This is a genomic window from Microbulbifer agarilyticus (genome assembly GCF_001999945.1).
Taxonomy (GTDB): Bacteria; Pseudomonadota; Gammaproteobacteria; order Pseudomonadales; family Cellvibrionaceae; genus Microbulbifer; species Microbulbifer agarilyticus_A.
In genome coordinates this window covers 3,177,263-3,189,296 of sequence record NZ_CP019650.1, presented here as the reverse complement: position 1 = coordinate 3,189,296, position 12,034 = coordinate 3,177,263, and the positions used below count along the sequence as shown (strand labels likewise).

At 57.7% G+C, this 12,034-nt stretch carries 12 protein-coding genes and 1 other RNA gene; 6 read left to right on the top strand and 7 right to left on the bottom strand.

The features are described 5' to 3' along the window. Window positions 1-10 precede the first annotated feature (10 nt). From Mag101_RS13315 to Mag101_RS13305, 3 genes are all read left to right on the top strand, one after another. Window positions 11-640 (top strand): glutathione S-transferase N-terminal domain-containing protein, encoded by a 630-nt coding sequence (locus Mag101_RS13315; RefSeq protein ID WP_077405944.1) that lies wholly within the window; start codon window positions 11-13, stop codon window positions 638-640. Window positions 641-663: 23 nt separating this feature from the next. Next, window positions 664-1,056 (top strand): ClpXP protease specificity-enhancing factor, encoded by a 393-nt coding sequence (locus Mag101_RS13310; RefSeq protein WP_077405941.1) that lies wholly within the window; start codon window positions 664-666, stop codon window positions 1,054-1,056. A 198-nt stretch (window positions 1,057-1,254) separates the two neighbouring features. Next, window positions 1,255-1,869: a Yip1 family protein gene (locus Mag101_RS13305; protein ID WP_077405939.1), complete on the top strand. Its 615-nt coding sequence runs from the start codon at window positions 1,255-1,257 to the stop codon at window positions 1,867-1,869. A 70-nt stretch (window positions 1,870-1,939) separates the two neighbouring features. On the opposite strand, the gene Mag101_RS13300 is transcribed toward Mag101_RS13305, so the two are convergent. Next, window positions 1,940-3,964 (bottom strand): M48 family metallopeptidase, encoded by a 2,025-nt coding sequence (locus Mag101_RS13300; RefSeq protein ID WP_077405936.1) that lies wholly within the window; start codon window positions 3,962-3,964, stop codon window positions 1,940-1,942. 18 nt (window positions 3,965-3,982) lie between these two features. After that, window positions 3,983-4,579 carry a LemA family protein gene (locus tag Mag101_RS13295; protein ID WP_077405933.1) on the bottom strand — a complete coding sequence of 199 codons (597 nt, stop codon included), beginning with the start codon at window positions 4,577-4,579 and terminating at the stop codon, window positions 3,983-3,985. Between the two features lie 281 nt (window positions 4,580-4,860). Here Mag101_RS13295 and Mag101_RS13290 point away from each other — a divergent pair, with 281 nt between their 5' ends. Further along, on the top strand, window positions 4,861-6,051 hold the full coding sequence (locus Mag101_RS13290) for an acetyl-CoA C-acyltransferase (protein ID WP_077405930.1): 1,191 nt from the start codon (window positions 4,861-4,863) through the stop codon (window positions 6,049-6,051). Window positions 6,052-6,130: 79 nt separating this feature from the next. On the opposite strand, the gene Mag101_RS13285 is transcribed toward Mag101_RS13290, so the two are convergent. From Mag101_RS13285 to Mag101_RS13270, 4 genes are read right to left on the bottom strand one after another with little or no spacing between them, the layout of a single operon-like run. Further along, window positions 6,131-6,730, bottom strand: coding sequence for a BON domain-containing protein (locus Mag101_RS13285; RefSeq protein ID WP_077405927.1), 600 nt, complete (start codon window positions 6,728-6,730; stop codon window positions 6,131-6,133). Window positions 6,731-6,733: 3 nt separating this feature from the next. Then, window positions 6,734-7,327, bottom strand: a complete 594-nt coding sequence (locus Mag101_RS13280) for an SIS domain-containing protein (RefSeq protein ID WP_077405923.1) — start codon at window positions 7,325-7,327, stop codon at window positions 6,734-6,736. A gap of 31 nt (window positions 7,328-7,358) precedes the next feature. After that, window positions 7,359-7,718, bottom strand: a complete 360-nt coding sequence (locus tag Mag101_RS13275; protein ID WP_077405920.1) for a YraN family protein — start codon at window positions 7,716-7,718, stop codon at window positions 7,359-7,361. A gap of 46 nt (window positions 7,719-7,764) precedes the next feature. Beyond that, window positions 7,765-9,627: a penicillin-binding protein activator gene (locus Mag101_RS13270; RefSeq protein ID WP_077405917.1), complete on the bottom strand. Its 1,863-nt coding sequence runs from the start codon at window positions 9,625-9,627 to the stop codon at window positions 7,765-7,767. A 35-nt stretch (window positions 9,628-9,662) separates the two neighbouring features. On the opposite strand from Mag101_RS13270, the gene rsmI reads away from it, so the two are divergent. Together rsmI and rnpB are read left to right on the top strand one after the other, a co-directional pair. Continuing rightward, window positions 9,663-10,505 (top strand): 16S rRNA (cytidine(1402)-2'-O)-methyltransferase, encoded by an 843-nt coding sequence (gene rsmI / locus Mag101_RS13265; RefSeq protein WP_077405914.1) that lies wholly within the window; start codon window positions 9,663-9,665, stop codon window positions 10,503-10,505. 74 nt (window positions 10,506-10,579) lie between these two features. Continuing rightward, an RNA gene (gene rnpB / locus Mag101_RS13260) (RNase P RNA component class A) lies at window positions 10,580-10,958 on the top strand. A gap of 61 nt (window positions 10,959-11,019) precedes the next feature. Here rnpB and Mag101_RS13255 read toward each other — a convergent pair. Continuing rightward, window positions 11,020-12,033, bottom strand: coding sequence for an NAD-dependent epimerase/dehydratase family protein (locus Mag101_RS13255; protein WP_077405912.1), 1,014 nt, complete (start codon window positions 12,031-12,033; stop codon window positions 11,020-11,022). Window position 12,034 lies beyond the last annotated feature (1 nt).

Sequence of the window (12,034 nt, the reverse complement as noted above, 5' to 3'; positions counted from 1 at the left end):
TAGTTCCATAATGGGTGTGCCGACCAACAAGCGCTCCTCCATGACCTTCTTTTCTGACGGTCGTTGTCACTTCAGCCATCGCGTCCGCATTGTGCTGGCGGAAAAAGGCGTTTCTGTCGAAATCATTGATGTTGACCCCGATGACAAGCCTGCCGAGCTTGCCGACCTCAACCCCTACAACTCTTTGCCGACTCTGGTTGATCGTGATCTGGTGCTGTTCGAGACCAAGGTCATGATGGAGTACCTGGACGAGCGCTTCCCGCATCCGCCGCTGTTGCCGGTATATCCGGTAGCACGCGCACAGAGCCGTCAGATCATGCATCGCATCGAGCGTGATTGGTCCCCGCTGGTGGAAAAGATCCTGGCTGGTGGTAAGGATGTTGCTGCGGCGCGTAAAGATTTGCGCGATAGCCTGGTGGGTATCGCACCGATGTTCACCGATCTGCCTTACTTCTTTAACGAGGAATTCTCCCTGGTGGATTGCTGTATGGCACCGTTGCTGTGGCGTCTTGATCAGCTTGAAGTTGTGCTGCCGAAAACCAAGCAGGTCAAGCCGCTACTGGACTACATGGACCGCTTGTTTGCCCGTGAAGCGTTCCAGCAGAGCCTGACCGAGTTTGAGCGCGAAATGCGCGCCTGAGGTGCCGGGTGAATAAACCGCCAATGACCTCGAATCGCCCGTATCTACTGCGGGCGTTTTACGAGTGGATAACTGACAACAAGTGCACGCCTTATTTGCTGGTGGATACGCATCTGGACGGCGTGCTGGTTCCCCAGCAACACGTCAATGAAGATGGCCAGATCGTGTTGAATGTGTCGGAAACGGCGGTCGTTGGTCTCACCATGGATAACTACGCAATCCGTTTCAACGCGCGCTTCGGTGGTGTTCCTACCGATATCCAGGTGCCGGTGGGTGCGGTAGTGGGAATCTATGCCCGTGAGAATGGCCAAGGTATGGTATTTGAAGCGGAAGAAACGCCGGAACCGCCAGAGCCGACACCGCCGACGACCCTGAAAAAGCCCTCTAAAAAGCCTGCGCTACGTGTAGTGAAGTGACTTTCCTCTGGTGCCCTCGTGCGGGGCACCGATTGGCGGCGTATCCAACTGATGCGCTGACCTTGTCCCGGTGACCCCCTGCGTAACTGCCTTTAAATCCTTTTGGCGTAAAAATTGACGCCGTAATCCTGTTATTCATTGGTGAATTTGCTGGCACCTTCCGATACTGCTAACAAGCCGTGTACAGGAGGAGCGCAAGTGAGACTACTGAGCCATACCATTGGTATATTCACCAACCCGGATAAAGAGTGGCAGGCTATCCGGTCCGACAAGCATTCGTTCGTGCAGGTATTTTTGAGTCACGTGCCCATTCTGGCGCTGATACCGGTCATCTCCGCCTATATCGGGGTGACCCAGGTCGGCTTCTCCGTTGGCGACAATGTGCAAAAGCTGACACCGGGCAGCGCGCTTAGCCTCGCTGTTATCACCTATTTCTCCCTGCTATTCGGCGTATATATCTTTGGCGAATTTATCAATTGGATGGCCAAGAGCTTCAAGGTGGAAGGTGATGAGGAAACCCGTCACTACGAAGGCACCGCGCTCGCAGTCTTCGTAACCACGCCTATCTTCCTGGTCGGATTCATCGGGCTGTATCCAAACCTCTGGTTGAACGCGGCCGTGACGCTGGCTGCCACCGCGTATTCGGTTTATCTCATATACGAGGGTATACCGATCCTGATGAATATCGATAAGGAGCGCGCGTTTGTGTACGCATCGTCAGTGATTACGGTGGGCTTGGTGCTATTGGTAACGGTACGGATTGGCACCGTTATTCTTTGGAGTATGGGGATTGGCCCCGTGTATCAAAATTAGTGAACCCCAGCTTGGGTTGGGGTTCACTAGCAAGCCGGCCGTTTGGAGCCGGCTTTTGCCGCTGATATGTTTAGGCGGTTTCTTCCATTGCTGCAGCAGGGTTGGGTACCTGCCTGCCGTCGCTTAAGGTAAGTGGCGGCATAGGGCAATCCAGGCAATCTGCGATAGCGCGGAGTAATTCAACCTCGCGACCACCCACAATGCCATCATGGCTCATCGTTATCGCCAGTGCCTTAAGTAGCGCAGGCTTTTGCAGGGCGGGAGTATCACGGGCAATCGCCACTGCCTTGTCCAGCCTCTGCAGTGTCATGTCGCCACGCGCTGGCAGCGCCACTGCGCCCATCCCCATAAGATCTAAACCGGCTTCAAATGCGCGTTTCGCAGTGAGGTAATCTGAGCTGTCTGCATGTGCCATGGTTGCGAGTAAAAACTGGTGCGCATCGGCGAGGACCTTGGTGCTTGTTTTGCGCGCGCCAAGCTTGCGGTGTCGGTCGGGGTCCTGCTCCAGGCCGTGCATCAGCACACGATAAAGAGCCCACTCCCAGATCTCGATCTTGCCATCGGCCCGCAGCAGCTTAATGACATTGCGCTTAAATATCTGAAACTGTTGTGGCGCCAGCGATTTTAAGGCGGGAATACACAGGTCCAGCAGGGGCAGGCGCAGATGCGTCCCGATACGAGTCAATTCCTCAGATAGCTTTTCAAATTCGCGCAGTACTGCGGGGTGAGCGACCTTGGCAAGCAAGTCCAGCTGCGTTGCACGGTGCTCGGATGCCTCTTCATTGCCTATCAGCAAGCCATAGATGAGTGCGCGCGCTGCAAAAGGGTCGTGCGCCGCCGCCTTAAGTGCTGAGGGTATTTCAGCAAGTAGTACCTTGCCTCGTGCGCACTGCTGGTAGGAGGGGTTGGCAATATTGTTGTCCACTACCTCTACGATCTCCGCAAGCGTTGCCTGGTAGGGATTGCTTGGGGAGTTGGTTACGGTCTGAGCGGTATCGGTGCCACTATTGCGGTGCTGGCTGTGCATGCTCGAGATGTTGGCTGGGGCTGCATCTGACACCGCGGGGGTGGCGCTTCCAGCGGCGCTTGCCGCTACTTGCCACTGTGGATCGAGGCGCGTTATCCGAGCGTCGAGGGGCGGATGCGTGGCGAATAGCCCCCCAAAGCTCGCCCGCAGTCCACTGGCGAAGTACATGTGGCTGAATTCACTGGCGTTGGTCGCTTGCAGATTTGAGCCCGATGTATGCCGGGCAATTTTTTTCAGCGCGCCGGCAATACCCTGCTTGTTGCGGGTAAATTGCACCGCTGACGCATCCGCCAGATACTCCCGCTGTCGGCTCACAGCGGACTTGATCAGGTTGCCGAAAAAAGTGCCGGTATAGCCAATGGCGACGAGCCCCATACCGGCAGCAAACACCGGCATGCGGCCACGGCTGCTACGACCACCCCAGTAACTCCCGCGCAGTAACCAGCTGCCCACCAGGCCGATAATAAGAATGCCGTGCAGGAGCCCAACGATGCGGATGTTGAGGCGCATGTCGCCGTTAAAAATGTGGCTGAATTCGTGGGCCACTACACCCTGTAATTCGTCACGGTCAAGCTGCTCGATACAACCGCGCGTCAGACCAATCACGGCATCGTTTGCAGAATAACCGGCGGCGAAGGCGTTGATGGCGCTGTCTTCAAGGATGTAGACGTCGGGCACCGGGGTACCAGAGGCCAGCGCCATTTCCTCAACCACATTCAGCGCGCGTTGTTCCGCGAGACCTTCGGGGGACGTATTAATCTTTCGCCCGCCGAGGGATTCCGCAACGGCGCGCCCACCGCCAGCCAGCTGGCGCAGTCGAAACAGGCTCGCCAGGCCGATGATGGCGGTAATTGTAATTGCAATCCCGGCGACGGTTTCCCAGCCCAGATGGCTGATGATGCCGATAAGTGATGTGTCCACCGCGGGGTCGCGCAGGTCGGAGTAGCTTGCAAGAAAGGCGACGAACACAGTGGTGATCGCCACCAGACCGATGACCGCAGCGCAAAACAGAGCAATGAGCACTCCGCTATTGCGCCGGGCCTTGTCCTGATATTCAAAAAAATTCATCGGTGGTTAGTCCTGAAATCAGAACTCTACGCGAGGCGCAGCCTGGAAGGTCTCGGAGTCTGCAAACTCCAACAGCTTGCCATTTTCCCGGTGGCCGAAAAATCCGGCAAAAAATACCGGTGGGAAACTCTGGCGGAAAATATTGTAGGCAGTAACGCCATCGTTGAAGGCCTGACGGGCGAAAGAAACTTTGTTTTCCGTGCTGGTCAGCTCTTCCATGACCTGTTGAATGGTTTGGTTCGCCTTGAGATCCGGGTAGGCCTCCATCACCACGTTGAGCCGTCCCAGAGCGTTGCTGAGTAACCCTTCAGCATTGCCGAGGTCGGCAATGGCGGCGGCGTTCCCCGGGTTGCTGGCGGCGGCCTTGAGCCCAGCCATCGCAGTGTTCCGCGCGGAGATGACCGCTTCCAGGGTTTCGCGCTCATGCTTCAGGTATGCCTTGGCCGACTCCACCAAGTTGGGAATCAGATCGTAGCGACGCTTGAGTTGTACTTCGATCTGGGCGAAGGCGTTTTCATAGCGGTTCTTCAGTGAAACCAGATTGTTGTAAATGCTGATGATGTAAAACACGACTGCCGCCGTAGCAACCAGCCATACGATGGTAGAGATTTCCATAGAACTCGAATTTCCCTGTAAGTGTGTACCTGGCGACGCATATGGCCACAAGGCTGTGGGTAATACGCAGAATTTGCTGGTGAATAGTGGATTCGGTCATTGAGATTGATCCGCATCGGTTTATTCCAGCGCCGAGCTTGATACTACCATGGACCGTACAACGAAAGGCGGATAGCCCTCGCGCTGCGGTGGTGGGTTATAATCCGCCACCAAATTGCGTTTTTCCGCAATATTGGTCAGCCTTGCCGGGTAATTCCCGTTAGATTCGGAGTGAAATCAATATGAGCGAGCAAGTTAAGGACCCCGTGGTCATTGTCGGTATCTCCCGTACCCCTATGGGTGGTATGCAGGGAGCTCTTTCTGGCCTCAGCGCCCCTGAGCTGGGCGCAGTTGCGATTCGCGGCGCGCTGGCCGATGCCGGCGTAGATGCTGCAGACGTCGATGAGGTGCTGATGGGGTGCGTACTGCCCGCGGGTGTCGGTCAGGCGCCGGCACGCCAGGCGTCTCTGGGTGCGGGAATTCCTCAGGGCACCCCGACTACTACGGTGAACAAGGTTTGCGGCTCTGGTATGAAGACCGTCATGATGGCGCGCGACGCACTGTTTGCCGGCGATGCGAAAGTCGTTGTTGCTGGCGGTATGGAGAGCATGAGTAGTGCCCCATACATGCTGCCCAAGGCGCGCGGCGGTATGCGCCTGGGCCACGGTCAGGTGTTAGACCACATGTTTGTGGACGGGCTGGAAAATGCCGCCGATGGCCAGTTGATGGGCAATTTCGCGGAAAACACCGCAGACAAGTACAGCTTCTCCCGTGAAGAGCAGGACGAATTCGCGATTGAATCCCTGGCCCGCGCCAATGCGGCGATTGAGTCGGGTGCGTTCGAGCGCGAGATTGCCCCGGTAACCGTGCGTAGCCGTAAGGGTGACGTGGAAGTAAGTGTGGATGAGGCGCCCGGCAATGCGCGTCCAGACAAGATTCCGGCACTGCGCCCGGCGTTTCGCAAGGACGGCACCGTAACCGCAGCGAACGCCAGCTCTATTTCCGATGGTGCCGCAGCGCTGGTACTGATGCGTGAAAGCGAAGCCAAGGCCCGCGGTATCAAGGTGCTGGCGGTATTGCGTGGCCAGACCCAGTTTGCCCATGCGCCGGAGTGGTTTACCACGGCACCGGTCTCCGCGATGGCGAACCTGCTGGAAAAAACCGGCTGGAGCAGTACCGATGTCGACCTGTTCGAGATCAATGAGGCATTCGCGGTCGTAACCATGGCGGCGATGAAGGACCTAGATTTGCCGCGCGCGAAAGTAAACGTGAATGGCGGTGCCTGTGCACTGGGTCACCCTCTGGGTGCCAGTGGTGCTCGTGTGATCGTTACCTTGTTGGCGGCGCTGGAAAATCGCAACCTGAAGAAAGGTGTTGCCAGCCTGTGTATCGGTGGTGGTGAAGCGACGGCTGTTGCGATCGAGCGCCCCTGATTAAGCGGTACGAGAGCATTGTTCGAGCATAAAAAAACGGAGGCCTTGGCCTCCGTTTTTTTATGCGTAAAAGCTGTATTTAGTCGATGTACTCCACCGCCTTTACCACTTTCTGCACACCGCCCACGGTGCGGGTCTTTTCCGCCGCATTTTCCGCTTCCTGACGGGTGAGCAAGCCCATCAGATAAACTACACCGTTTTCGGTAACGATCTTGATGCGGCCGCTGTCGATTTCCTTATCGGTCATCAGGGCACCTTTTACCTTGGTGGTAAGCCAGGTGTCGCTGGTACGGGCCAGTACGGAAGTTGTGCCGCGTACCTGAACTTCGTTGTATACCTGGCGTACAGAGTGCACCTGCTGTGCCGTTTGTCCGGCCAGGTTGCGCAAGTCATTGCTGGAAACCTGCCCGGTCAGCAGTACCACACCGTTAAAGCTGGTGACGTCGATATTGGATTCCTTCAGCTCCGGGTGCGCTTTGCGCAGGTTCACCTTGGTGATGGTTTCCAATTGCTGGTCATCGATGTAGGTGCCAAAGCTGCGCTCGCCCGGATCTGGCTGAATGGGACCGTCGTGGGTGGCGTCCAGAACGGTTGCACAGCCGCCCAGAAGGGCCAGCAAACCGCCACCAATAAGAGTTTTCAGAGTTGCGGAAAATGTTTTTTTCGCGCTCGATCGCATGGATTATTCCTCGAATCCGCCAAACAGACTGCTGTCGATCAGATCGCACAGACAGAAAAGTATTAATAATTGAACCTGATGTACTTCTGACGCAACTGGGGAAGGTACGCGCAATTCTATGTCGTGTACGTCCAGGAGGGCCGTGCAGTCTCCATCAGCTTCGCCACCGGTCAGCGCAAGCACGCCCATATCGCGATCGTGCGCGGCGCGGATGGCTTGCACCAGGTTGGAGTCCTGACCGTCGGTACTGATGATCACCAGCAAATCACCGGGCTGGCCCAGTGCGCGAATCTGGCGCGCGTAGGATTCGGCGCGGCCGTGGTTGCGGGCCACGGTGCCGGTAGTTACCGCATCGCCATTCAGTGCAATCGCCGGCAGGCCCGGTCGTTCGCGCTCGAAGCCTCCCATTAACTGGGCAGAAAAGCTTTGTGCAAGCGCGCCACTGAGTCCGTTGCCACAGATCAGGAGCTTATTCTCGGCCAGCAGGGTGTGGACGATCATTTCGCTGGCTTCGGCAATGTAGGGTGCCAAAAGTTCACCGGCATTCATGGTGGCTTCAATGCTGCGGTGAAACAGGGTTACCACTCTCTGTTCCATGTACTCTGTGTATTCCTGTGAGTGAGCCTATTTATTGCCCGAAGGCATTTTGTATCCAATCAATGTTGAGTGGTCCATCACCGTTTCCGCGCTCGATCGTCACAACATCGAAACGACAGGGGCAATCTAATCTGCGTAATTGCAGGTAGCCGTTGGCCGTGGTGAGTAATTTTCGCTGTTTTCGATAGTCAATGGAAAGCCCAGCGCCACCAAAAGTCCGGTTGCGCCGGTAGCGCACCTCAACAAACACCAGGATATTTCCATCACGCGCGATTAAATCAATTTCGCCAAAGCGCCCGCGAAAGTTTCGCTCCACGATACGCAGGCCCGCGGCAACCAGGTGCCGCTCGGCCTGCGCTTCCATCTCGTTGCCGATACTTGTGGTGTCCATGAAATTCCTTTTCGATGGATTTGTGTCAGTGAGCGCCCGCTATCTCTCAGTTCTGCGTAATGGGTACCGGGGCTCCCTTGTTGATCCGCGCCCAGATCTGTTCGCGCACAATGCGGCCATCGGCGCTCAGACTGAGCGCGCCGGTCAGTCCGTATACCTGCTGGTCCGGGAACTGACGAAGAATCGGCAGGCGGGGGTAAAGGCGGAAGGCATCGGCGCCGAGCGCATACAGGCGGGCAAAGGCTGGGGCCGGTGCTGCCTGTTTGACGATGTTCTGCTTGGTTTCGTTATTGTCCTCAAACAGCCACGGCAGTGCGGTAAAACGCACACCGTTGAGGTCCCTGTCGCGCTGGCGGTCGATATTACCGGCAAAGATCTGCGACGTAGAATAAACCGGCAGCTCGCCCGCGTAGAAGAACGAAAGCATCGGTTTGATTTGGCGTGCCTGCTGAGGCTGTGCCAGTACAAACAGCATGTCGACGTCGCCGCGGCGGCGCGGAGTGAACTTGAGCGGGGTCGACAGGGCGCTGCGCAGGGCGCGCTCCCGTTCCTTACTCTCAGAAATCAGCAGGGCATCGCTCACCAGCTGCGAGAAGTTGGAGCTATCCCGGTAGTTGCGGCTGACGCTCACGGTACCGCCCAGGCGGTTCCACTCTTCAGTGAATGCGGTCAGTCCACGCTGGCCCCAGCCAGACTCGGGGGCCAGGATCATGGCCTGGCGGTGGCCCTGGAGGAAAGCTTGCTGGGCTACCTGGCGGGCTTCGTCTTCGATGGCGAGGCCAAATTGCACCAGATCGTCGGTTAGGCGGCCCTCATCGCCGTAGTTCAGGGCGAGGGTTGCCACTGGCAGCTTCTCAGTAGCGAGCAGGTTGGCGACCTTGCTCTTGTCGAGCGGGCCGACAATTGCCTGAGCGCCACCGTTGACGGCCATCTGGTAAATCTCTTCAAACGGCTGCTCGGTACCCGTGTCATAGACCTGCACCTGCGGCGTGGGCGCACCGGCGTCCAGCGCGCTGTAGTAAGCAGCCATAAAGCCATCGCGAATTGCGCGGCCGGCGGAGCCGAGAGGGCCGGAAAGAGGTAGCAGCAAAGCGACATTTTGCGCTGGTTGCGTGGCCAGCTGCTCCAGCAACTGCAGGGCTTGCGGCGGATGGCTAACCGCGGAGTGGGTCGGCCATTGCTGGCGCCAGCGGCTCAGTTCGGTCAGCTGAGTGCTGATATCGGCCTGGGTGTCGCGGCCAATCAGTGCCAGCTCATACCAGGCGCGCATCTGTGGGGACAGACTCTCATCTGCGCGTAAGCGCAATTCTGCGGAAGGGAGTTGAGTGAGCAATTGCCACAAGCCATTGTTGTTGGTGGCGGTGGCCTGATCGTCCAACGGCAGACCGGCGATGCGCTGCCGCTCCTGAATACCGCTGTCGATATCGCCCATCAGGCCCCACAGATCCGCGCGCAGGTTGCGCAGCGGTAGGGCGGTCGAGGCCGGAATCTCGAACCAGGACTGTTCCAGGCGCGGGGCACTCACCAGATCCAGAGCGGTGAAAAACTCATCGTCGGCTGCCAGCGCGCTACCGTAGACTTGCGCGTACTGGGCGTACTCCGAATTGGTCAGCTGTTCCGGGTCAATACTGCTGGCGGTCTGCAGAACCGTCGCGTTATCGCCCAATCCGTATAGAATGGCGGCCGCCTGCAGCTGTGCCTGGTCCTTTTGCGGGGAAGGCAGCTGGCGCGCCTCGCTCAACAGGCGAATGGCGCTCTGGCGGTTGGCGGTCTCCACATCACTGGGCGCGGCGGCAACTGGGGCACCGGGCTGGGTACTGGGTGTCTGGCAACCGGTCAGGGCCAGGGCCAGGGTGCCTGCAGCCAGGCTATTCAAAATGAACGGGATACGCCGGGAAAGGGCGGACATATTCTTCTCCCACAAAACTTATTCTGGAGTGAACTATGGGGCTTGATACAGCGGTGCTATATATCGTCGCGACGCCCATTGGCAATTTGGCTGATATGGTACCGCGAGCCGTTGAAGTTCTACAATCCGCTGATTTGGTGGCGGCGGAAGACACCCGTCACAGTCAGAGACTTTTTTCCCACTTTTCCATCGATACCCCCCTGGTTGCGTACCATGACCACTCGGACGATCAGCGTACCAACAAGATTCTCGAGCGTCTCGCGCAAGGGCAGACGGTGGCACTTATTTCCGATGCCGGCACCCCGCTGATCTCCGATCCGGGCTACCGGTTGGTGCGCGATGCCCGTGAACAGGGTTTCCAGGTAGTACCCATCCCTGGCCCCTGCGCCTTTGTGGCCGCACTGTCCGCTGCTGGGTTGCCCAGCGACCGCTTCTCATTCGAGGGCTTTTTACCCGCCAAGTCGCAGGCGCGGGCCAAAGCGCTGGATGCTTTGGCTGGGGAAACCCGCACCATGGTGTTCTACGAAGCGCCCCATCGGGTGCTGGGTACCCTTGAGGCCATGGCGGAAAGCTTTGGCGGCGAGCGCGAGGCGGTGATCGCACGCGAGCTGACCAAGGCCTTCGAGACCATCCAGCTGATGCCGCTTGCGGAGCTGGTGGAATGGGTGCGCGCAGACAGCAACCAGCAGCGCGGCGAGATAGTCCTGCTGGTACGCGGCGCCGCGGAGTCAAAAGCCGCGGAGCTCGACGCAGAGTCAGAGCGGGTGATGAAGCTGCTGCTGGCCGAATTGCCCCCCAAGCGCGCGGCGGCGCTGGCGGCGGAGATTACCGGCGTGAACAAAAAGGCGCTGTACAACTGGTCGCTGGCGCAGAAATAGTGAATTCCATGTTATCGGCACGAACGGGTGAAATTGTCTTGCATCCCGCACCCCCGGTCATTAACCTTCGCGCCCGAGTCAGCCAGACAATCGCTGTTCGATTACCTTCGGGTGGTTGTATGGAGGAAAGTCCGGGCTCCATAGGGTGGGACGCCAGGTAACGCCTGGGGGGCGCGAGCCTACGGAAAGTGCAGCAGAGAGTAGACCGCCGATGGCCTGTTCGCAGGCACAGGTAAGGGTGAAAGGGTGCGGTAAGAGCGCACCGCGCGGCTGGTAACAGTCCGCGGCACGGTAAACCCCGTTCGGAGCAAGACCAAATAGGCCCCCTTTAGCCTTGTGCTAGCAGGTGTGACCCGCACTGGGGGCGGGTAGGTCGCTTGAGGTGTCTGGTGACAGGCATCCCAGATGAATGATTGTCCGCGACAGAACCCGGCTTATCGGCTGACTCACCAAATTCCTTTCCCGCCACACTAGGCTGCATCCTTTTTCGGTCTGGTGTGGCGGGCGAGAGTTGCTATTTTCTTACCACCAGCATTCCTTCCTGCCGATACCAGTTGGCAGCATCCGCAATACATTCTTCCACCGTCGGCACCTTGTAATCCAAGCGAGCGACCGCTTTGCTACTGTCGGTATACTGTCGAGCCATCATATAGCGCGCCTGGCCGGGGTTGATTTGTGGTGGTTTGTTAGTGATTTCCGCCAGCCATTCACAGGCATAGGCGTAGGCGAGAAATGCCCCGCGTGGCAAGGTAAAGCGTGGTGGTTTTGCCTGAATTTCCTGAGCGATAAGTTGCCAGACCTGTTTGTGGGGCATGTTGCTGTGCGGTAACCCTGCGCACAGGAAGTCCTCACCGCTGTGCGCACGTTCTGCCGCGGCAATATGCGCTTTCGCCACCTCTCGCACATGACAAAAGGAGCCGCCTCCGGGAATAAACCCGGGTAGTGATCCTTTGAGTAGTTCGAAAAATACGGTTCCTATTTGCAGGGTGTGATCAAATGGGCCGATCATAAAACCGGGGTAGATATACACCACATCCAGGCCTTGTTGCTGCCGAATGTTTTCCAGCCGCTGTTGGGCTTCCAATTTAGTTTCCCCGTAGTGGTAGCCCATATTGGTGAAGTTAAACTGGCCAGTTTTCTCGTTGACCGTGCCGCCGTTCGGGCATGCACCCAACACATCCAGCGTACTGGTGTGCACCATCCGGCGGACACCGTGCTTCAGACACGCGCGCGCGATATTGAGGGTGCCATCCACGTTGATAGTGCGCTGGCGAGGGTAGAGGCGCTTCCAGTAGGAAGTGTCGCCGGCAACGTGAAATACGGTATCGCAGCCCTTCGCCAGAGGCAGTACTTCCTCCGGTTTGGTAATGTCGGCAAGTACAATCTCTACTGGGAGTGCACGCAGGTATTTATTGTTGGAACCGTGCATACCACTGGCGCGGACCTGCCAGCCTTGCTCGACCAACTCATGCACCAGATTTAGCCCGAGGAACCCGGTGGCGCCGGTAACCAGACATGTTTTTTTCATA

What these genes read in the sequence shown, in the direction of transcription:
- Mag101_RS13315 (WP_077405944.1), top strand. Translation starts at nt 11, where the DNA reads ATGGGTGTGCCGACCAACAAGCGCTCCTCCATGACCTTCTTTTCTGAC.
- Mag101_RS13310 (WP_077405941.1), top strand. Translation starts at nt 664, where the DNA reads ATGACCTCGAATCGCCCGTATCTACTGCGGGCGTTTTACGAGTGGATA.
- Mag101_RS13300 (WP_077405936.1), bottom strand. Translation starts at nt 3,964, where the DNA reads ATGAATTTTTTTGAATATCAGGACAAGGCCCGGCGCAATAGCGGAGTG.
- Mag101_RS13295 (WP_077405933.1), bottom strand. Translation starts at nt 4,579, where the DNA reads ATGGAAATCTCTACCATCGTATGGCTGGTTGCTACGGCGGCAGTCGTG.
- Mag101_RS13290 (WP_077405930.1), top strand. Translation starts at nt 4,861, where the DNA reads ATGAGCGAGCAAGTTAAGGACCCCGTGGTCATTGTCGGTATCTCCCGT.
- Mag101_RS13285 (WP_077405927.1), bottom strand. Translation starts at nt 6,730, where the DNA reads ATGCGATCGAGCGCGAAAAAAACATTTTCCGCAACTCTGAAAACTCTT.
- Mag101_RS13280 (WP_077405923.1), bottom strand. Translation starts at nt 7,327, where the DNA reads ATGGAACAGAGAGTGGTAACCCTGTTTCACCGCAGCATTGAAGCCACC.
- Mag101_RS13275 (WP_077405920.1), bottom strand. Translation starts at nt 7,718, where the DNA reads ATGGACACCACAAGTATCGGCAACGAGATGGAAGCGCAGGCCGAGCGG.
- Mag101_RS13270 (WP_077405917.1), bottom strand. Translation starts at nt 9,627, where the DNA reads ATGTCCGCCCTTTCCCGGCGTATCCCGTTCATTTTGAATAGCCTGGCT.
- rsmI (WP_077405914.1), top strand. Translation starts at nt 9,663, where the DNA reads ATGGGGCTTGATACAGCGGTGCTATATATCGTCGCGACGCCCATTGGC.
- Mag101_RS13255 (WP_077405912.1), bottom strand. Translation starts at nt 12,033, where the DNA reads ATGAAAAAAACATGTCTGGTTACCGGCGCCACCGGGTTCCTCGGGCTA.